Raw genomic sequence first — 22127 nt, forward strand, 5'->3', positions numbered from 1 at the left:
TAAAAATGAGTTATGAACAGCTAAGTAAAGACATTATCCAATCTGTCGGTGGGGAGAAGAATATTAACAATGTGATTCATTGTGCCACGCGACTAAGATTCACACTTAACGATGAGCAAAAAGCTGATAAAGAAAATTTGGAGAAAATGAAAGGGATTATTGGGGTAGTTAGCAAAGGGGGACAGTTTCAAGTTATAGTGGGTACCCATGTTGCTGATGTGTATAAAGAAATTGCCAAATCCATAACCCCTAACAGTGACTCTGGCGAGAACAAGGTAAAGAAACCCATAGGGACTCTGATTTTTGATGTTATTTCCAGAAGCTTCTCGCCTCTGATTGGTGCTTTAGCAGGTGCGGGTATGTTGAAAGCGCTATTAACTGTACTGGCTTCGTTACATGTTCTAAGTGCGGATAGCGAAACTTATAAAGTATTAGCGGGCGCTAGTAATGCCGTGTTTTATTTTCTACCCATTTTCTTAGGGATTACGTTATCGATTAGGCTGGGCGTGAATGCTTATGTGGGTGGTAGTATCGGCGCGGCCTTACTTGAGCCTAATATTACGGGATTAGCAAGTGTTGAATCTCCACATTTTTTAGGTATTCCTTTAGTAATTTCGGACTATTCATCAAGCGTGTTTCCGATTTTTATCGCCATCTGTATATACGCTTTATTGGATAAGCAGCTAAGAAAGTTTATACACAAGGATTTGCAGATGTTCTTAGTCCCTATGATATGTTTGATTGTGATTGTACCGTTAACTATTTTAGCGTTCGGACCGTTTGGCGTGAATGTAGGGAATTTAATTGGAGACGCTATTTTGTTCCTCAGTACGAAAAGCGGTATTGTTACAGGGGCAATTGTGGGAATAGCTTGGACATATTTGACTGTCCTCGGATTGCACTGGGGACTTGTGCCAATTATTCTTGAGAACATTGCTAAGGGTGGAGATCCGATATATGCAATGGCCGGCATGGCCATCTTCGCTCAGCTGGGTGTAGCGTTGGGGATCTTCCTGAAAACAAAAGACAAACAGTTGAAAACATTGGCCGGCAGTACATTTATACCAGGCGCGCTTTCAGGTGTGACAGAACCTATTATTTACGGATTGCTGACTCGTTACAAACGGACTTTCATTTATGTAACTATTGCGGGCGGTGTAGGTGGAGCACTTAGTGGTCTTTTCAAAGTGAAGATGGAAGTATTCGCATTTGTGAGCGTATTAAGTCTTCCCGCATTCTCTCCGCTGGCCGTTCAAGCGATTATAGCAGGTGTGACCATTGTATTGGCTATGGTAATTACCATGGTATTTGGTTATGAAGATAAAAAGAAAGTGAATATTGTAGAAGAAAAAACGAATACTGAAAAAAGCGAGGTTATCCTTTCTCACGCCGTGAAAAGTTCAACCGTTGTAAGCCCTCTGGCTGGTAATGTAATCCCTTTAACCTCAGTAGATGATGCTGCCTTTGCTTCTGAAGCAATGGGCAAGGGGATTGCAATTGAACCCACAGAAGGCAAGCTTTATTCACCGGTAAGTGGAGTTGTATCCACTATTTTCAGAACAGGTCATTGTATTGCGGTAGTATCGGATGAGGGTGTTGAGGTCCTGATTCATATCGGTATAGAAACCGTGAAGCTAAAAGGTAAATACTTTGATGTGAAGGTGCAAGAAGGAGCAACAGTTACACAGGGTGACCTATTGATTGAATTTGATTTTGAACAAATAAAAAATGAAGGTTATCAATGCACAACGCCGATAATTATTACCAATACGGCTAATTATAGTGATGTGATTGGTACCAATAAAACAGCTATTACACCGGGTGAAGATCTGCTGACTGTTGTAGTGTGATCTATTGAAGAGTCATAAGGTATGAATGGAATCGATCTCTTAGTACTGCTACTTAGAGATCGATTTTTTATTATAGAATACTATAAAAAAAGAGCTAGCTTTGTAAAATGAAAAGGTAAGGAGCTGTAATATGCGGATCGAAAAAGTGTTAAACAACAATGTTGTTACTGTCATAGATGACCAAAATTTTGAACTAGTAGTCATGGGAAGAGGACTGGCCTTTAAGAAAAAACGTGGTGACTTTTTAGAAGAAGATAAAATTGAAAAGATATTCACTTTAAGCAATCAAAAACTTTCAGATAAGCTAAAAACGCTGCTTTCCGAGATTCCAATCGAGCACATGGAGCTCTCAGAAGAGATTATTAACTTCGCCAAACTGCAGCTCGGTAAAATGCTGGATGACAGTATTTATGTTAGTCTGACAGATCATATCAGTTTTGCGCTGGAGAGATTCTCAAAAGGGATGAAGATTAAAAACGCCATGCTTTGGGAAATCAAAAGATTCTATAAAGAAGAATATGAGGTTGGGAAAGCTGCGCTTCAAATCATACATTCCAAGCTCGGAGTCAGACTTCCCGAAGATGAGGCTGGACATATTGCTCTCCATCTGGTGAATGCTGAACTAAATGAAGAGATGCCTAACATGGTGAATATCACCAAGATCATGAACGACATCCTAAATATCGTGAAGCGCCATTTCAGGCTAGAGTACGACGAGGAGTCCCTTGCTTATTACCGTTTTATCACTCATTTGAAATTTTTTGCACAACGTCTCATCAACGGTACTCCACCTCCTGATAATGAGAATGGCCTATTTATTTTGGTAAAGCAGCAGTATAAGGAAGCTTTCGCAAGCGTTGAGAAAATTAAAATCTATATTGATAAAACATATAATCGGGAGTTAACAAATGATGAAATGCTGTATCTGACCATACACATTGAAAGAATTACAAACCAGATCATGGAGTAGGGACGGTTAAGCCTTAAATTTTAACTTTGACTTTCGGGAGAATCGCGTATAAGATTACTAATATGTTTTCTGTGATAATCATTATCAATAGATTGATAACTGTTATCATAGAATAAACTTCGAACGTTGAATCCAGGGGGATAAAGCAAATGCACAAAAGGTTAATTAGTTTATTTATGGTTATTGCTATTATATTGGTCGTATCAGGCTGTGGTACTAACCAAAAGAACAATTCAACATCGAACGCGGGAGCAACTGATAAACCAGCTGCTGAAAACGCGGGCAGTGAATCTACAAGCGGTCCTATTGTATTAAAAGATTCTAAAGGCGAGATTACGCTGGACAAACCTGCACAAAAAGTTGTGGTATTGGAATGGACCTTTACAGAGGATGTTATTGCACTGGGAGTGCAGCCAGTAGGTAACGCAGATAACGAAAACTATAAGCTGTATGTAACTTCTGAAGCACCGCTTGATGCAAACGTGACTGATGTTGGTTCCCGTGACGAGCCAGATCTGGAGACAATTGCTTCATTAAAGCCTGATCTGATTATTGCCAATACGGGTGGGCATGAAGGAATTTATGATCAACTTAAAAGTATCGCTCCAACATTGATTTTCGGCTTGTATCCGAATGAAGGAGAAGGTAATCAGTACACGCTGATGGAAGATACTTTCAAAACGATTGCAGCGGCAGTAGGTAAAACAGCAGAAGCCGATAAGGTTCTTGCTGATTTGGATGCACATTATGCAGATGCAAAAGCAAAGCTGGCTGATGCAGGCAAAGAAGGCTTGAACTATGTACTGACACAAGCATACAGCTACCAGAATGCAGCAACGATGCGTCTTTTTACAGATAATTCACTTGCGGTACAAACTTTGGATCGGATCGGTCTGAAAAACGACTGGAAACCCGAAAATTTCGAAGTTTACGGATTCAGTACCTCTACAGTTGAAGCATTGCCTGCGGTTCAGGATACAAATCTGATCTATATCGTCCAAGAGGATGATAATATTTTCACGAAAGAACTGAAGGATAATTCCGTTTGGAATGGCCTTAACTTTGTGAAAGAGAATCGCACCTTCGGATTGAGCAGTACTACTTGGGTGTTCGGCGGTCCGATCTCCTCCAAAGTTATCGTGGATGAAGTTGTAAATACATTAACGAAATGAGTGCGGTTATGAACGAAAAGAGTAGCAAAGAAGCCTCTATCGGCATGAACTGGCGGATCATTGGAATATTTGGGGGCGGCTTTGCCGTCCTCTTCATTCTGTTCGTTTTAAGTTTAGGCTTTGGGGAAGCCAAGATCCCTGCAGCTACTGTAATAGATGGTTTGCTGAATCGCCAAGATATAATGGAACATAATCTGCTCTGGGATATCCGCATGCCACGTACAGTTATTGGTCTGCTGGCCGGGGCTGCTCTGGCTGTGGCTGGGGCATTATTGCAAACTATAACGAAGAACCCGCTTGCTTCCTCAGATACACTTGGGATTAATGCCGGGGCATACTTTATGGTCGTGCTTGGTATGGTAGCTTTTCCTGCTTTGCAGCATGAGTTTCCATTTTTGCTCGCAGTTGCAGGGGGACTGCTTGCTGCTTTAGCCGCTTATTTATTGAGTGGAGGCAAGGCAGCCACACCTGTTCGGCTGGCTTTGTCAGGTATGATCGTCTCCATGGTGCTCGGAGCGTTTACATCGGCCATACATATTTTTAAAAGAACAGAAACACAAAATCTGTTTTTATGGGGTTCAGGTTCCCTAATCCAGTTGGATTGGGACGGTGTTATATATGCCTGGCCTTTTGTCGTAGTGCTGCTATTGGCAGCGATATTTGCCGGCAGACAATTTGATGCGCTGGAGCTCGATGAGTCAACGGCCCGTTCACTTGGACAGCGAGTAGGGTTAATTCGGGCGACGGGGCTTGGCCTATCGGTATTAATGGCTGCGGTTGTAGTCAGCGTGGTCGGACCGATTGGCTTCGTCGGCTTAGTGGCTCCCCATCTTGTCCGGCTTAGTGGAATTCGCAAGCATCGCCTGCTCATTCCTGCAAGCGCGTTGTGGGGAGCCTTGCTCATCACGGCAGCGGATACGCTAGCGCGTGTAGTGCGAAGCAGTGTGGGTGAAATGCCTGTTGGTGCAGTTATGGCGATTATTGGAGCCCCGTGGCTCATTTGGCTGGTACTCACCAAGATGAAAAATATATCGGGCTCAGGCGCTGGCCAATCATCGATGAGTATCGGTGGGGCGGGACTGCGTCTGCGCTTTGTGCCGACGGCTATAGTTATGACTGTGCTGCTGATTGCTATTATCCTGGTAAGCTTATCATTTGGGGGAACAAAAATACCGATCAGCGAATTGCTGAGCAGTCTGTTCCATAGGGGGGATCAATCCTATTCCGTCCTGCTGAATTTACGGCTTCCCCGTACACTCGTAGCGGCTGCAGGAGGGATCGCACTTGCAATCAGTGGTGTATTGATTCAGAGTGCTGTTCGAAATCCACTGGCAGATGCCTCTATTATTGGTGTGACCTCAGGGGCTGGCTTTGGTGCTTTGGCCGTAATGACCGTTTGGCCAGCATTGACGGTATTTGCAGTTCCGCTTGCCGCAATCGTGGGTGGGGCACTGGCTGCAGCTTTTGTCTTTTTTATGGCCTGGCGTAGGTCCTTGAATCCATCGGTTCTGATCTTGCTTGGAATTGCAGTTTCTGCTATTGCCTCTGCCGGAATCCAGGTCATGATCGTCAAAGGAAGTTTATGGAGCAGTAGCTCCTTAATTTGGTTAACGGGTTCGACTTATGGACGAAGCTGGAATCAATTTTACATCCTATTTGCATTCCTGCTTGTACTTGTTCCGATTGCATACTATTTGGGCCGGAAATGCGATTTGTTGGCATTTGGTGACGAGAGTTCAACAGGATTGGGCTTGCCGGTTCGAGGAACGCGGCTTTGGGCTATGATTATCGGCGTTTTGCTTGCAGCGGGAGCCGTTGCAAGTGTGGGAACAATTGGCTTTCTCGGACTCATGGCGCCGCATGCGGTGCGTATGATGATTGGTCATCATACGAGACGCTCGATTGTTTTGTCAGGGTTACTTGGCGGCTTGATGCTCGTTATTGCCGATACGCTCGGAAGAACCATAATGGCGCCGAAAGAAATCCCTTCAGGTCTTATTATTATGCTGATTGGGGCTCCGTATTTCTTGTTTCTAATGTACCGGTCACAGGTTAGAAAAGTGTAGATTTTGTTATAAGAAAAAATCAGGGGGTGCCCCATCAGCCGTAAAATGGCTGCTGGGCACCCCCTGATTAATTAGAGCTTGCTCTATCAAGAACTCCTCAAACATCGTTTCATCTGTTTAAAATTCCCCTCCCTTACGCTACAGCTATCGGACACAGATGACCTTAAACGCAGCTTTATTTCGCATTTGAAGTGCCAACGGACCGCATAGTCGCTATTGGTATGAAAAGTACCCAATTTGCCCCTCTTCCTAAGGAGTAACGTCTCTGGAGTCCGAAACCAAGCTCCAAAGGCTAAAAATCCGCATATAACGTCATCTGAGTCCGTAGACCTCAACGAATGATGACAATTTATTGGTGCAGGCCACCAACGCCCATAAACAAAAAGCAGCGATTCTCCCATACCGGGGAAAGCTGCTTTTTTAATTGGATATTATCGATTTGTGAACAATTATTTAACTATTATTCTTAATTTTGTATATTTCCGTTTGCTAGTTTATACTTTAATCTTATGCTGTAGAATTTTGGAAATAAGGAGTGGGATTATGTGAGGCTCTTCGACAGAAAAGGTGTACAAGACGACAGCAAAACTATTAACAACTCTGGCGAATTAAGAATCAACATTTTTTTCTTTAGCACTTTTATTATTTTTTGTGTGATTATCCTACGCCTTGCGGTCTTGCAATTTGTCGAAGGACCTACGTTATCTGAAGCTGAGGCTAATCGGGATACGAAAATAGTGGCATTATCGGCATTGAGAGGGAATATCCTCGCTGCTGATGGTGAGAAATTGGCATACTCAACGCCCGTTCAATCTTTGTACCTTACTTTGGATAAGGAATATACCGCAACAAAAACAGATAAAACTACGAAAAAAGTTACCTTAACTGCTGAGGCAAATAATAAATCAAAGGCGCTCGCCAGCAAGTTAGCAGAAGCCTTCGAAACTTATGGTGATTCTAATGAGAAAAAACTAACCACAGAAGAGATCCTTGAGTCTATGGATTTATATTCAAAAAAACTCTCTGGTTATGTAGCGCGAAGAATTAAATCAGGTTTAACTAAGAAAGAAATCGCTTATTTTTTAGAACACAAAAACGAATATCCAAACCTTGAAGTGATAGAGGAAAGCAGCAGGCATTATGATACCGATACGGTGGCTGTACAAGCTGTTGGCTACGTGAAATTTTTCAAATCCTCTACTAGTTTAGATCTTTATAAGGATGTACTTCAGGCGATGAAAAATAATCAGCACCCTGGACTTAACTATAAAGAGGATGAGCTAGTAGGCTTTGATGGCTTGGAGCTGCAATACCAGAAGGAGCTTCGGGGACAGAATGGATATAAGGAAGTTTCCGTAGATCCGCAGAATATGGCGGAAAAAATTGTCAGTATTGAACCCCCGGTCAAAGGAAGCACTATCTGGACTACCCTTAATAAAAAAATTCAGCTGAAGACCGAAGAAGCCATTAAAGATCAGATTCAGTGGTTGCATTCACACACCGTTCAGGGAGAAACACATCCTGATGCTTTAACAGGTTACGCTGTAGCCATGGAAGTGGATACAGGTAATGTTATTGCTATGGCAAGTATGCCTGACTATGATACCAACAGCTGGGCTACGGGTTCGATCTCTCCAGAGGTGTATAAAAAAATTGAAAAGCATTACCAAAATGGAACAATAACTCCATACTCATCGGGAAGATCAGGGCATAATTTTGAATCCACCGTGCTGCTTGGTTCGACCATAAAACCATTGAGTGTATTAATTGGCTTAAAAGAGGGCTTTATAAGTACTTCTTCTACTTATCAAGATAAGGGGATCACCTCATTTGGTAGGGAAGGACATGAGACTAATGTAAGGAACTCATCCAATCATGTATACGGCTCTTTGTATCCTTATACAGCCATTGAAAAATCTTCAAACGTATATATGGTTGATATGATCGGGAAAAAATTGTACGACAAATACAAGTCTAAGGGCATTGGGGTATGGGACACATATATGAAAGAATTCGGTCTAGGTGTTCCAACAGGGATAGGTTTACCAAGGGAATACTTGGGTGATTTGAATTATAAAGCTGAAGCTAAAGCGGGTTCAGTTCAGTCGGCACTTGTTTATGCTTCTTTTGGGCAGCAGGGACGTTATACCGTTCTTCAGTTGGCGCAATATGCGGCTACACTAGCCAATGAAGGGCAACGAATCAAACCACAGCTAGTAAGCAAGATCACGGACTCCAAAGGTAAAGTTATCAAAGAATTCAAACGGGAAGTGCTTGATGAAGTGACTACTTTCGATAAATCCTATTGGCGGGAGATAAAGAAAGGGATGAACAGTGACGTTAAAAGTGCTTTCGGTGATTTCCCCTATGATTTTGCACGTAAAACAGGAACTTCACAACAGACGGATAGTAAAAACATAAACCGTGATAATGGAGTGTTTATAGCTTTTGCACCACGCGAAAATCCAAAGCTTGCTGTAGCTGTAGTTATTCCTGAAGGCGGATTTGGATCTAGTAGTGCAGCACCTGTAGCGAGAAAAATTTTTGATGCTTATGATTGGGAGTACGGATTGGATGGAATTCCGAAGAAAAATGTGGATAAAAGTATCAGCGAATAACTCAAAGGAGAGAGCGCACACTGCGCTCTCTTTTTCTTTTTACAGAGCGGTTTGTGGCGGATCGAAGGAACGGGTTCAAGATTAAAATATTGTAACCATAATGCGTGAAACTTTTATCCTAGTAGGAGCGTCAAAAGGTTAGGAAAAAAATGTATTCGTCATTCCAGGAGGGTGAATCTGTGAAGAAGTTATGGATTTCTATTTTAGTGGGCTTATTAGTTTTGCCGATGATGTTTCAATCTTCAGTGAAAGCTGCTACTGCGCCCATCAGTATTTTTATTGACGGGGTTCGATTGTCCACAGATCAAGCACCGGTGATGGTAAATGGACGGACGATGGTACCCCTACGCGCAATCTTTGAAGCCTTTAATGCCACCATCAAGTGGAATCAGAAAACACAAACTGTAACTGCAACTAAAGATAATACAACGATTATGTTAAAGATTGGCTCAAAGACAGCCACGATTAACAATAAAGCTGTAACTCTAGATGTGCCGGGACAGAATTTGAAAGGAAGAACGATGGTTCCTACACGGTTTGTAAGTGAGTCATTGGGTCATGATGTGGGTTGGAATCCGAGCACCAAAGTGGTGACCATAACGACTTCCGGCGGTAAAACTGGAACTGTAAATCCGGCATCGAATGTGCAGTTAAAGGATGTAAGTGATAACGGTGACGGCCGTGATCTCCAGGTCAGCTTCACCCAATCTTCTAATGAAGCTCTTGTGGATCATTACCGGGTAATGATTGTAAAGGCTTGGAGCACTTTTAATATCTCATCTGCACAAAAGGTTACATCCGCCAATTATTCTACTGTTTTAGCTACAGGCACTAATCCTACGATTAGAATGACCGCAAATTCAAGGGATGTGGATGGTGACCTCATTAAAGGTAATCAAACCTATGTAGCTTATGTTTTCGCAGTGGGCAAAGGCAATAATACCAGCGCTCTCTCGTATAGTTCTTCGACTATATCGCTTAATACTAATACTGTAGTCGTTGCCCCAAGTAATGTACAAGTAAGTGATGTGAGCGATTATAGTGATGGCCGCGATTTAGCCGTAAGCTTTAATAAGGTATCGGATGAATCCAAGGTGAGTTCTTACCGGATATTTGTAGTCAAAGCTACTAATTATTCTTCTTTTAATTTGGCGGCAGCAAATGCTGTTAGCAGTTCAAATTACACACAGGTCAATAAAACAGGCTCCAATATCACCCAGATCTTATCGTCTGGAGCGAGGGATGTGGATGGAGCCCTCATTAAGACGGGAGTTGGTTACCGTGTGTTTGTTATGGGTGTAGATAGTGGCAGTAATACAGCCAATAATTTATTGTCTGCTGCTTCATCTGCGATTACGCTGTCCTCGGTCAATGTCTCTAATTTAAGTGTAAGCGACGTTAGTGACTTTGGAGATGGCCGGGATTTAAAAGTATCCTTTAACCACGCTACAGATGAAACGTATATTAGCCAGTACCGAATTCTAGTTGTGCCTACAGCTTATTCCAACAACTTTAGTTTATCTGAGGCGAATAATGTCTCCAGCTCTTACTACACAACGGTGAGCACAACAGGATCTAGCACCAGTCAAGTGTTAGCCTCGTCAGCAAGAGACGTGCGTGGTAATTTGATTAAGAATGGAACACCTTACAGAGTGTATGTGTTAACGATTGGAAGCGGGAAGAATTTGGGCACCAACATTCTCTCATCGGAGTCAACATTAATTACGTTGGCTGTTGACTACAATGTGAGTGCTGTCTACAATTTGGATGTAAGCGACGTAAATGACTATGATGATGGCCGTGATTTAAGAGTATCCTTTGACCACGCTACGAATGAAACGTATATTAGCCAGTATCGCATCCTGGTTGTACCTACTTCCTATTACAGCAGCTTCAGTTTATCTGACGCCAATAATGTGTACAGTTCTAACTACACAGCAGTGAGCACAACAGGATCCAGCACCAATCAAGTGTTAACCTCGTCATCAAGGGACGTGCGCGGTAACCTGATAAAGAGTGGAATCAATTACAGAGTATATGTATTAACCGTCGGAAGCGGGAATTACTCAGGCAGCAATGTTCTTTCTTCTGGTTCACCTTTAATTACGTTGAATGTAGATTACAAATTGGCTCCTATTTCGAGCTTGGATGTAAGGGACGTTAATGATTACGAAGACGGCAGGGATTTAAAAGTATCCTTTAACCATGCCACGGATGAAACGTACATTAGCCAGTATCGAATCCTGATTGTACCTACTTCCTATTACAGCAGCTTTAGTTTAACCCAGGCAAATGCGGTTTCTAGCTCCAATTACACAGCGGTAGGCACTTCAGGAAATAACACCAGTCAAGTCTTGGATTCTTCAGCCAGAGACGTAAACGGAAATTTAATAAAGAGTGGAATCAGTTACAGAGTGTATGTGTTAACGATTGGCAGCGGCAAGTACTCAGGCACTAATGTGTTGTCCTCAGAGTCGAATGCCATAACTTTATCCACTAAGCTGCCGGTAACCTCTGTCACCAATGTAACGTACAGTGTGGATGAGGGTAAAATACTAGTAAGTTTCAACCGTTCCTCTAACGAGTCTAACATTTCGGAATATCGAATTCTGGTGGTTCCGTCCAAACAAGGTTTTGGTTCAGCGGAAGCAATTGAGGTGAAATCCTCGTATTATACGTCGATAACGCCTAACGGAACGAATCCTACAATTGTAGCCTCGAGAAGAGACGTTAATGGTGCATTAATTGTTAAGGGTGTTAAATATAAAGTATATGTTCTTGCGGTAGCCAATAACAATGGCGTGCAGAGTGGTGGTCTTTCGGATTCAACGGAAGAGATTGAAATATAAGGATAGGGAATAAAGGCATTATAATATAAGGCAAAAAACCTTCATTGAGCACTGGGCTTGATGAAGCGTTTTTTGCCTTGTTTTTTTGTTTTCTATTTTCAATAAAAATAGGGTTGCGATTATACACATTTAAAACATTTGGTTTAACCTATTGGAAGCGCTATAATTGAAAATAATTACATGCTTAAGGAGTCTATCATGAAAAAAGGCAGGATATTCTACAAGATTTTTGTTCCTATTCTAGTGCTGGGGATTGGCCTGGTTATTAGCTTCGGTGGCTATATTTATCTGACGACGATTAATTCGGTAAATGAGAGAGTAGCGGATGATAAACAGAGTTTAATTACCCAAATTAAAAACACTCTGGAACAGAAAATTCAGACCATCGAATACGCTTTTAATACTTACAGTACCACCAGTTCCTTCAGAGAGGTTGTGCAGAATCCGATCACGGAGCAGGATTTTGAGGAGTATCGCGAGATTAATTCCCAGCTTAACTACATTGCCAGTATGGGGATGGATTTTGTTAATTATTCTCTAATCAGTTTGGAGCAGAAATGGCAGATTTCTAATGGGAAGCTTTCACATTTAACGGAAGAAGAGAGCAGGACACTTTATGAGAGCTATATCAATAACCGTAGCCGGGGTTTATTTTGGGTTAAGACGGATAAAGGCATCCGCTTTGTAAATACCCTGCCGGTATTCTCACAGACCAAACAGGCGATTGCCTTATCTGATATATCACTTCAGACCTTGCAGAGCACCCTTCAGACCGAAGGAAACACACCGGTGTTTATTCTTAACCGGGAGGGTGAGCTTCTATATGAGTCGGAAACCGGGAAGTCCCTGCTGACTAGTAATCAGCTTAGCCATATTACTAATGTTGCCGGAGGCGGGGGGCAATTGGGGACGATTGCCATGGAGCGGGCTGATCACCAATCGATAAAAGCTATTTATGCTAAATCTTCTTATAATAATTGGATTTACGTAACTCTTTTGGATAAATCGGAAATTTCAGATGCACTAAAGACAACCCGATTCGGGATTGTGATGATGGTACTGCTTATTACATTGTTGATTGCGGTAGTCGCTTACGTTATCTCTTTGTATTTCACCAAGCCATTCCGGCAGATTCAGCGCCGATTATTACCTGCCAATGCAGAGCTAGAGCCCAAGAATGAGGTAGACTGGATTATTAATTCGATTGATACCATCTTATCGGAGAAAGAAAGCCTAGAGGGTCTTATTGAGTCTGAGATGCCTAAGTTGGAAACTCAGTTTATTCTAAATCTATTTCGTAGCCGGATATCTCAAGAAGAGCTGAATCAAGGTTTGCCTCGTTTCGGTTATGAGCTGTCACAGAATTCGGTGTATGCAACGCTGCTGATACAGCTGGATAACTATGGGGAACGGCAGGCTAGCGACAAGGACCTTCTGCTTGTGGCGGTCAACAAACTGGTGGAAGAGCTGATTCCGCAGGAGAAGCGGATGATTCCTATCCTATTAAATGACCGTACACAAGCGACCATCCTGATTTTTGAGGGAGCGAATGAACAGGAGAACCGGAGAATAGCACTGGACTATGCGAAGACAATTATTCGAACAGCTAGAGAAATCCTGAAACTATCCGTTAGTGTTGGAATAAGCAATTTTTACGATAATTTATTATTTAGTAAGGAAGCTTGTGAGATGAGTAAGCAGGCGCTGCACCATCGTTTAAATCTGGGCAAAGAGTCCATCATTTTCTATGAGGATATATCGAAGGTAATCTCGGGTCCAGTTCTACTGCATTATCCGTCTGAGTTTGAGTCCCAGTTATTTGACGCGATTCGGATTGGAGATGAAGAACAAGTCTCCTGTTCTCTGTATCCATTACTCGGGGAAATGATGAAGCACAGTAAGAATCCTTTGAATTTCGAAGTCACATTAATACGTTTCGTCAACAATCTGATTCAGCTGGAGCAGCTGCTGGGTGTAGAGGTTCTGCTGACAGAGGACAATTCTACGTTGTACCACCGATTGTTAGACATCCGTAATCCGGAAGAGATCGAACGCATTTTGGTCAAAGAAGTTATTCATCCGATGGTGACCAGTGTTAAGGAGAAGACAGACCGTCAGTTCCGCCTTTTATCTGATAAAATTGCGGTGATTGTCCGCTCAGAATTTGATCAGGACTTAACGTTAGAATTAATCGGTGATCGCCTTCATTACAGTCCGAACTATTTAAGCAGTATTTTCAAAAAAGAGTACGGGATGACGTTTAGCGAATATCTAATGAACTATCGCCTGGAAATGGCTAAGAAGTGGCTTGTAGAAACGGATATGACCATTAAAGAAATTGCTGAAAGGCTGCAGTACCATAATCCGCAGAACTTTATTCGATCCTTCCGTAAAAAAGAACATGTAACACCAGGTGCATACCGAACCCAGAAACAGGAGAAGTAAGGCGCTGAACACAAACAGCCAGCCCCGGGAGACCGGGGCTGGCTGTTTTGTATAGCTGCAATGTTTTAGCCTTTTACAGAACCCAGCAGGGCTCCTTTGGTGAAGTGTTTTTGTACGAAAGGATAGGCGAGCAGCATTGGAACGGTTGCGACTACGATAACCGCCATCTTGATGGTTTGAGCAGGTGGGATAATATCAACAGAAGCATTATCTCCCTGCATCCCGCTGGCGACGATAACAATTTGGCGCAGCAGGACTTGTATAGGCCACTTTGTGGAGTCCGTCATATATAAAACTGCACTCATATAAGTATTCCAGTAAGCTACCCCGTAGAACAAGGAGAGGGTCGCGATAGATGGCATCGCCAGCGGAAGCATGATTTTGAAAAATACACCAAAATCATTAGAGCCGTCAATCTTGGCTGATTCCTCTAGCCCTTCCGGCAGCGCCTGGAAGAAGTTGCGCATAATGATCAGGTTAAAAGCATTGATCGCAACAGGCATGATCATGGACCAGTAGGAATCGATTAACCCGAAATATTTAACTACTAGGAAAGTAGGGATCATCCCTCCGCTGAAGAGCATGGAGAACACGATTACGAAATTGATAAAATCTCTTCCGTACAGATATTTTCTAGATAATCCATAAGCCATTAAAGAGGTAAGAACCATACTAACAACTGTACCCACTAAGGTTACACCGATGGATACGCCAAGCCCTTTAAAGATAGTAGGCGTTGACAGTATATAACGGTAAGCATCCAAAGAGAATGTCGTCGGGAACAGGATGAAGCTTTTTTCTACTACCTCCTGTGTTGAAGCAAAGGAACTGGCAAACACATTGACAAAGGGTAAAAGACAGGCTAGGGCAATGAGTGTAAGCAGTGTGGTATTTACAATAGTAAACAGCCGGCTACCCATAGTTTCTTTTTTAAAAGATGATTGCGACATGCAGATATCCTCCTTGTAATCGTTTCATTGAAACTTTAACAGGGGTCTGTTATTCCGTATATAATCATTAGCTTGGGCTTTGTTTTGGGAGGAAAAAGCGTGATAAGGCATAGATGATCTTTATGTATTGTAGTAATCACTATAAGATGCACGGGTCTGGAAAACCTTATAGCTGTAGGGTTCTTGGAGTATCAGTATCTGATGATTATATACGTAATGGACGAATGATCGTAATCTGGGAATCGTAAAGAAACGCGATCAAGGAGGCCGATCAGGTGAAAGAGGCAAACGTCACCATGCTGAACACGAAAGTTAATCCAGTAAGAAAAAAGCGAACGGGGCCTAGCTGGCTGAGTTTAAAAAGAAACAAGTTATTGTATTTAATGATACTCCCGGGATTTTTGTATTTTGTTATTTTTAAGTACCTGCCTATGGGCGGTCTTATCATTGCATTTCAGGACTATCAGCCGTTTCTGGGTATAGCAGATAGCCCGTGGGTTGGGTTTAAGCATTTCGTCCGATTGTTTACAGAACCTACCTTCTTTATGCTATTGAGTAATACACTTATCTTGTTTGCATTAAACATTTTTATTTTCTTCCCGCTACCTATTATAGTGGCGCTGATGCTTAACGAAGTTCAGCACAAGTTATTTAAGAGCACCATTCAAACGATTATTTATATCCCCCATTTCATGTCATGGGTTATCATCGTCTCCATTTCCTATGTATTTATGAATGTGGATGGAGGGGTGCTGAATGAGATGTTGGCGGCCTTTGGGATGCAGAAGATCAGCTTTTTGACTTCTCCCGAGTGGTTGCGTACCGTGTATATCGGACAGATCATTTGGAAAGAAATTGGTTGGTCAACCATTATTTATTTGGCAGCCATTACCGTAGTGGATACGCAGTTATATGAAGCAGCTGAGATGGATGGAGCGGCAAGATTGCGCAAAACATGGCATATCACCCTGCCGGCGATTCGTCCAATCATTATTACCTTGCTTATTCTGAAGATTGGCCACACGCTGGATCTGGGCTTTGAGCATATGTACTTGCTGATCAATTCCTTGAACCGCGAAGTTGGAGAAATTTTCGATACCTATATCTATACAGCTGGTTTAAAGAACGGACAATTGAGTTTCAGTACCACAGTAGGTCTGTTCAAGGGTGTGGTTGGCTTGATTCTCGTAATGCTGTCGAACAAGTTAGCTAAAAAAATCGGCGAAGATGGTGTTTACTAGGCTTCACAGTATGCTGAATTCTTACCTCTGCCTTAAGGGCAGAGGTGGAAGATACAACAACAAATACATTAGTAAAAGGGGTAATGTTGATGAATCGCAATTACAAAAAAATTGCAGCCTTAATGTTGTGTAGCGGGTTAGTACTCACTGCATGCGGAGGAGGCAATAACGCGAAGGAGTCAAATTCTTCAAATGGGGGAACGAATTCAACGGCTAAAACAACTGCTGCACCTGCAGATGTGCTAGATGCTAAAGCAAAGATTAGCTGGCTGAACATTTTACAAACGTCTACAACACCAACGGGTCCTATTCTGGAAAAAATTGAAGAATTAACGAATACAGAGATTGAATTCTCATGGATTCCGGATCCTTCCAAAGAAGAACGTATTAATACTTCGTTAGCATCTAATTCCCTAGCGGACATCGTTACCCTGACTATTCTTGATAACTCTTCTGTACGTAATGCACTGAAGGCCGGTATGTTCTGGGAAGTAAGTCCTTATCTTGATGAGTTCCCGAATTTGGCTAAAATTTCACAGGATACACGTACATCGGCATCGATTGCAGGTAAGCTGTACGGGGTTCCTTTCCAGAAGTCCTTGGCTAGAAACGGCGTTGTTATCCGTAAAGATTGGCTGGATAAGCTTGGACTGCAGGTTCCAAAAACAACAGATGAGTTGATGGAAGTTGCGAAAGCGTTTACCGAAAAAGACCCTGATGGTAATGGCAAGAAGGATACCACAGGCTTCATGGACCGCAGCGATCTTGTATATGGAGCATTTAAGACGTTGGGCTCATACTTTGGAACACCGAACTATTGGAGCGTTGACGATGCGGGTAAAATGACACCTGAGTTCGATACAGAGGCTTATGTTAAAACCATGGATTATATGAAGACTCTTTATGATGGTGGGTATATCAATCAGGATTTTGCTGTGACGGCTAAAACAGATCAGCAGCAGAATTTTGCGCAAGGAAAGGCTGGAATTTATGTGGGTGCCTTGTTTGACAGCAAGAACCTGCTAAATCTGTCTAAGGGCATACAGGATGGCATGGATTTGGTTATGGTTAACGATATCACTTCCACTGGCAATGAAGCAGATCGTGCCATCTGGGCTGGTAATAACGGAATTGGGGGACTGCTGTCTTTCCCGAAATCCGAAGTTAAGGATGAAAATGAGTTAAGACGGATCCTGAAATTTGTTAATGATCTTATGAATGAAGATGTCTATGGCTTGATGACCTACGGTATTAAGGATGTTCACTACACAATTGATGGAGAACAAGCGGTTACGATTAAGGATACGGATCTCTGGAAGCAAGAAGTTCAGCCATTTTCGGCATCTCGTCCATTAGAGAATGGGTTCATTATCCATGATGCTGATCCACTCAAAGTTGAAGCTGATAAGCTGATCGTTGAGAATGCTAAATATGCTGTACTGAATCCTGCTTACTCTCTGGAATCTGAGACCTATTCTACTCAAGGATCTGAATTGCAGAAGATTATGACAGATGCCACTTATAAATATATTCTTGGCAAAATTGATTTGGATGGATTTAAAGCTGAGGTTGAAAAGTGGAAGAAATCCGGCGGCAGCAAAATCATTACTGAATATGAAGCTGCTTATAAAGCTGTAAATCCTTAAGACGTACTACAGACTATATTCTAAGAAAATAGTAGATGGGTCCTAAATGGGGAGGCTGCGTTTAGGACCATATCTATTCAAACAGGAGGAAAAAATGAAAGACAACAATGCACTTAGGAGTATGGGCTGGGGTGTTCGAATGGCAGATTCGATTATGGAGCGAACGCCAAGATTATATGAGGATAACGGATATCATGGAAAATGGTCTTATGATTATGGAGTCATCTTGAAGGGTTTTGAGCTGCTGTGGAGACAGACCGGGCAGGTTAAATATTATCAATTCATCAAAGATAATATGGATTATTTTATTGAGGAAGACGGCTCTGTGAAGGGGTATCGCCTGAGCGAACATAATATTGATCACTTAAATAACGGGAAGATCCTGTTTGTGCTCCATAAAGAAACTGGGTTAGCGAAATATAAAATGGCTGCAGATTTATTAAGAAAGCAGATAACAACGCATCCTCGAACCTCGGAAGGTGCGTTTTGGCATAAGAATGTATATCCTTATCAGATTTGGCTGGATGGCTTGTATATGGGCTCTCCTTTCTATCTGGAGTATTTACTTGAGTATGAAGGCGGCAAGGGTCTGGACGATGTGACCCGGCAATTTATTCTGTGCGAGCGTCATACCAAGGATGCTGAGACGGGTCTCCTGTTTCACGCATGGGATGAAAAGCGGGTACAGCCGTGGTGCGATCCTGAAACGGGGTTGTCTCCGAACTTTTGGGGGCGTTCGCTGGGCTGGTATGTGATGGCGCTAGTGGATGTACTCGGCATGCTCCCTAAGGAACACGCGGATTACGAGATCTTGGCACGTATTCTGACAGATACGCTGACAGCGCTTCGTCAGGTTCAGGATGCTGATGCTGGAGTATGGTATCAGGTTGTAAACATGGGCGGCCGTAAAGGCAATTATTTGGAGGCTTCCGCTTCTAGCATGATCACCTATGCAATGGCTAAGGGCATTCGGATCGGTGTACTCGATGATAGTTGGTTCGAGACTCTTGACCGTGCTTATCAAGGTCTTATTGCTGAATTTGTGCTGGAAACCAAAAATGGCTGGGTTAACCTGAATAAAAACTGCCAGGTCGCTGGACTCGGTGGTGAGGACCGGAGAGATGGTACTTACGCCTATTATATCAGTGAACCGATCGTTACCAATGATCAGAAGGGGCTTGGCGCATTCCTCCTGGCTTGCGGAGAATATGAATATTTGCAGCGTCCTGACGCGACGATAGGGAGCGAGTGAAGCGCATGTCTATCTACAATATAAATGACTACGGAGCACATCCTAATAGTCCAGAGCCTTCAACGGAAGCTATAGCCCGTGCCATTCATGCGGCAAGCGAGGCAGGGGGAGGAACAGTATATGTTCCTTCCGGGCACTATCAGACGGGTGCTATCTTCATGAAAAGCAATATTGAGCTGAAGCTCAGTCCTGGAGCTGAGCTTAGCTTCAGCTCTAATCCTAACGATTATCCGGTGGTGGATTCCCGTTGGGAGGGTGTGAAACAGAACGTCCATGCTTCATGTATTTTTGGAATAAATCTAGAGAATGTATCGGTTACAGGTGCAGGCAAGCTGGATGGAAGGGGCGCACCTTGGTGGGATAAACATCGGAATTCTCCTGATTCACTGCTGTATCCTCGCCCGAAGCTTATCAGCTTCGACAACTGCCGTAGAGTCACGCTTAGAGATCTGACACTCGTGAACTCCCCAAGCTGGACTGTGAATCCTATCTGTTGCCATGACGTTACGATTGATAATCTGTCGATCTATAATCCGGCGGATTCGCCTAATACAGACGGCATTGACCCAGAGTCCTGTGTGAATGTCCGCATCAGCAACTGCAATATCGATGTGGGTGATGACTGCATCGCCATTAAAGCAGGGACGGAGGATACGAAGGAGCGGGTTGCCTGTGAGAATATCACGATAACTAACTGCACGATGATTCATGGTCACGGCGGTGTGGTGCTGGGAAGCGAAATGAGCGGAGATATCCGTAATATCGTGATCAGCAATTGCGTGTTCAAGCAGACAGACCGCGGAATTCGGCTGAAGTCCAGACGCGGGCGCGGAGGTGTTGTCGAAGATATTCGTGTCAGTAATATCGTGATGGAGGACGTGATCTGTCCGTTTATTCTTAATCTTTATTATTTCTGCGGACCACGTGGTAAGGACAAATACGTATGGGACAAGAATCCTTATCCGGTGACGGAGGAGACCCCCTGCTTCCGACGGATTCATTTTGCTAATATTACTGCTCGGAATGTTCATGCTGCTGCAGGTTTTCTTTACGGCCTTGCGGAGCAATACATTTCAGAAATTACCTTTTCCGATATTGATATTTCCATGGCAGAGAATGCAATCCCTGGTCGTCCAGCCATGATGTCAGGAATCCAGGATATGAACAACCGTGGGTTCTATCTTGGCAACGTAAGAGATATCCGCTTCCGCCAAGTGACGATCGAGAATCATGAGGGACCGGCTTTTTATATTGAAAATGGAGAAACGGTAGATATCACCGGTTGCCAATCGAGAAACACCCGTAAAGTGGAAGAGTTAGTGCAGCAGGTGACCGTTGTCCCGTCACAGGAAGATCTAAGTGAGCAGGCAGATTGATAATTGAACAGGATAGACTGCAGGTTTGCTTAGGGTGAAGGGTGCGGATGTATGGAAATAGGAAGGAGTATGAAGATGATTACAGATAATATTCAGACTGGAATTATTCACAATCCCATATTAAAAGGCTTCAATCCTGACCCTTGTATTGTAAGAGCGGGGGAGATGTATTATATTGCTGTTTCTTCTTTTGAATGGCTGCCCGGTGTAAGGGTGTATCAATCAGCGGACTTAGCAGACTGGGAGCATTGCACAGATATTCTGACTCATCAGGTGGATCTGCGGGGAAATCCGAAAAATTGCAGTATCTGGGCTCCACAGCTTAGCTATTATGACGGTTTGTTTTATCTGATTTATACCGATGTTAAGAGCACTAAAAGGCCTTTTAAAGATTGTCATAACTATCTGATCACTGCGGAGGATATTGAGGGACCTTGGTCTGACCCGGTATACCTGAATAGCAGCGGGTTTGATCCATCTCTGTACCATGATGAGGATGGGCGCAAATGGCTGCTGAATGAGCTGTGGGATTACCGGATTACGGAAGGCAACAAGTCCTGCGGAATTGTAATTCAGGAGTACGATCCAGAGCAATGCCAATTAATAGGTGAACCTGTGAAAATCTTTGATTGCACGCCGCTGAAGAAGACGGAAGCGCCGCATATTTACAAGCGGGGAGGTTATTACTACTTAATTACGGCAGAAGGTGGCACTGGATCGGGGCATGCCGTAACCGTAGCGCGCTCCAAGGCGCTGCTGGGTCCGTATGAGGTGGATCCGCTCAATCCGATGTTGACCTCACGGGATAATCCCGAGCTGCCGCTTCAATGTGCCGGCCATGGAAGTCTGGTAGAGACACCAGAAGGTGAATGGTATATGGCCCATTTGTGTACCCGCCCCCTGGAAGGCGAATACGCCATACTGGGGAGAGAGACTGCCGTTCAGCAGGTGCACTGGAATGAGGAGGGCTGGTTAAGACTAACCTCAGGCGGAAATGCGCCACAGCTCAAGGTACCAGCACCTAAAGGAACGAAGGTCCTGAAACAAGTGCGGACGCTTGAATTCGAGGATGATTTTAACGGCCCGGAATTGAAAAAGAACTGGAATACACTGCGGATTCCTAGGAATGAAAGCTGGTGTTCCCTTGCTGAAAGACCGGGCTGGTTAAGAATCAGGGCCGGGGAATCCGTGCAGAGTCTGTTTGAGCATCATATTCTGGCTATTCGCCAGACGGATATAAGCTTCCGCGCCGAAACAGCGCTTGAATATGAACCGAATACTTATCTGCAGATGGCAGGACTACTGTTATACCTGAATGAAGATAACTATCTTTATGCGTATATCAGCCATGAAGAAGGACGTGGCAAGGTGCTGCGGTTAATGCGCTGTCAGCGGGATGAATTCACTGCGGAGCCTGTAATGATTGAACTAAATGCAGGGGAGACACTGCGGATCGCGGTTGAGGTGCAGGAAGTGACTGGGCAATTTGTTTATCTTAAGGGTGACGATACGGAGTGGAAGCCACTTGGCGATCCGCAGAATATCAGCTTTTTATCGGGAGGCTTCACTGGGAACTTTGTTGGCATTGCGGCGCATGATATGCAGCAGTTCGGTGGCAGCAGTGCTGATTTCGCATATTTCCGTTATCAGGGCAAGGAATAATACACACGGCTTTACTAAGGAAGGGGTTGC

Annotated in this window: 13 protein-coding genes; 12 read left to right on the plus strand and 1 reads right to left on the minus strand. The window is 43.4% G+C overall.

All coding sequences use genetic code 11. The features are described from left to right. Positions 1 to 5: 5 nt before the first annotated feature. The 7 genes from NST45_RS01305 (at position 6) to NST45_RS01335 (ending at position 13970) form a co-directional block, all read left to right on the plus strand. The gene (locus NST45_RS01305) at positions 6 to 1850 is read left to right on the plus strand and encodes a beta-glucoside-specific PTS transporter subunit IIABC (RefSeq protein ID WP_076213698.1); all 1845 of its coding nucleotides are present in this window, start codon (positions 6 to 8) and stop codon (positions 1848 to 1850) included. Positions 1851 to 1980: 130 nt separating this feature from the next. Then, positions 1981 to 2820, plus strand: coding sequence for a PRD domain-containing protein (locus tag NST45_RS01310; RefSeq protein WP_036685434.1), 840 nt, complete (start codon positions 1981 to 1983; stop codon positions 2818 to 2820). Between the two features lie 149 nt (positions 2821 to 2969). After that, positions 2970 to 3992, plus strand: coding sequence for an iron-siderophore ABC transporter substrate-binding protein (locus NST45_RS01315; protein WP_036685431.1), 1023 nt, complete (start codon positions 2970 to 2972; stop codon positions 3990 to 3992). A gap of 8 nt (positions 3993 to 4000) precedes the next feature. Continuing rightward, complete coding sequence (locus tag NST45_RS01320) at positions 4001 to 6058, plus strand: iron ABC transporter permease (protein ID WP_076098846.1); 2058 nt, start codon at positions 4001 to 4003, stop codon at positions 6056 to 6058. 590 nt (positions 6059 to 6648) lie between these two features. Next, positions 6649 to 8676, plus strand: a complete 2028-nt coding sequence (locus NST45_RS01325) for a penicillin-binding transpeptidase domain-containing protein (protein ID WP_235219522.1) — start codon at positions 6649 to 6651, stop codon at positions 8674 to 8676. A gap of 179 nt (positions 8677 to 8855) precedes the next feature. Next, positions 8856 to 11525: a copper amine oxidase N-terminal domain-containing protein gene (locus NST45_RS01330; RefSeq protein ID WP_051491384.1), complete on the plus strand. Its 2670-nt coding sequence runs from the start codon at positions 8856 to 8858 to the stop codon at positions 11523 to 11525. 198 nt (positions 11526 to 11723) lie between these two features. Beyond that, positions 11724 to 13970, plus strand: coding sequence for a helix-turn-helix domain-containing protein (locus tag NST45_RS01335; RefSeq protein ID WP_038573249.1), 2247 nt, complete (start codon positions 11724 to 11726; stop codon positions 13968 to 13970). A gap of 65 nt (positions 13971 to 14035) precedes the next feature. Here the strand turns inward: NST45_RS01335 and NST45_RS01340 are convergent, their stop codons facing one another. Then, a complete protein-coding gene (locus NST45_RS01340; protein WP_036685426.1) occupies positions 14036 to 14920 on the minus strand; it encodes a carbohydrate ABC transporter permease in 885 nt (294 codons plus the stop codon). Between the two features lie 275 nt (positions 14921 to 15195). Between NST45_RS01340 and NST45_RS01345 the strand changes: the two genes are divergently transcribed. From NST45_RS01345 to NST45_RS01365, 5 genes are all read left to right on the plus strand, one after another. Further along, complete coding sequence (locus NST45_RS01345) at positions 15196 to 16161, plus strand: ABC transporter permease subunit (RefSeq protein ID WP_339210769.1); 966 nt, start codon at positions 15196 to 15198, stop codon at positions 16159 to 16161. Between the two features lie 89 nt (positions 16162 to 16250). Further along, the gene (locus tag NST45_RS01350) at positions 16251 to 17807 is read left to right on the plus strand and encodes an extracellular solute-binding protein (protein ID WP_339824611.1); all 1557 of its coding nucleotides are present in this window, start codon (positions 16251 to 16253) and stop codon (positions 17805 to 17807) included. A 94-nt stretch (positions 17808 to 17901) separates the two neighbouring features. Further along, positions 17902 to 19059: a glycoside hydrolase family 88 protein gene (locus NST45_RS01355; protein ID WP_339824617.1), complete on the plus strand. Its 1158-nt coding sequence runs from the start codon at positions 17902 to 17904 to the stop codon at positions 19057 to 19059. 5 nt (positions 19060 to 19064) lie between these two features. Next, positions 19065 to 20435, plus strand: a complete 1371-nt coding sequence (locus tag NST45_RS01360) for a glycoside hydrolase family 28 protein (RefSeq protein ID WP_038573243.1) — start codon at positions 19065 to 19067, stop codon at positions 20433 to 20435. A gap of 75 nt (positions 20436 to 20510) precedes the next feature. After that, complete coding sequence (locus NST45_RS01365; protein WP_076213695.1) at positions 20511 to 22097, plus strand: glycoside hydrolase family 43 protein; 1587 nt, start codon at positions 20511 to 20513, stop codon at positions 22095 to 22097. Positions 22098 to 22127: the final 30 nt, after the last annotated feature.

It is taken from the genome of Paenibacillus sp. FSL R7-0163, assembly GCF_037969975.1.
In the GTDB taxonomy this organism is placed as follows: Bacteria; Bacillota; Bacilli; order Paenibacillales; family Paenibacillaceae; genus Paenibacillus_AQ; species Paenibacillus_AQ odorifer.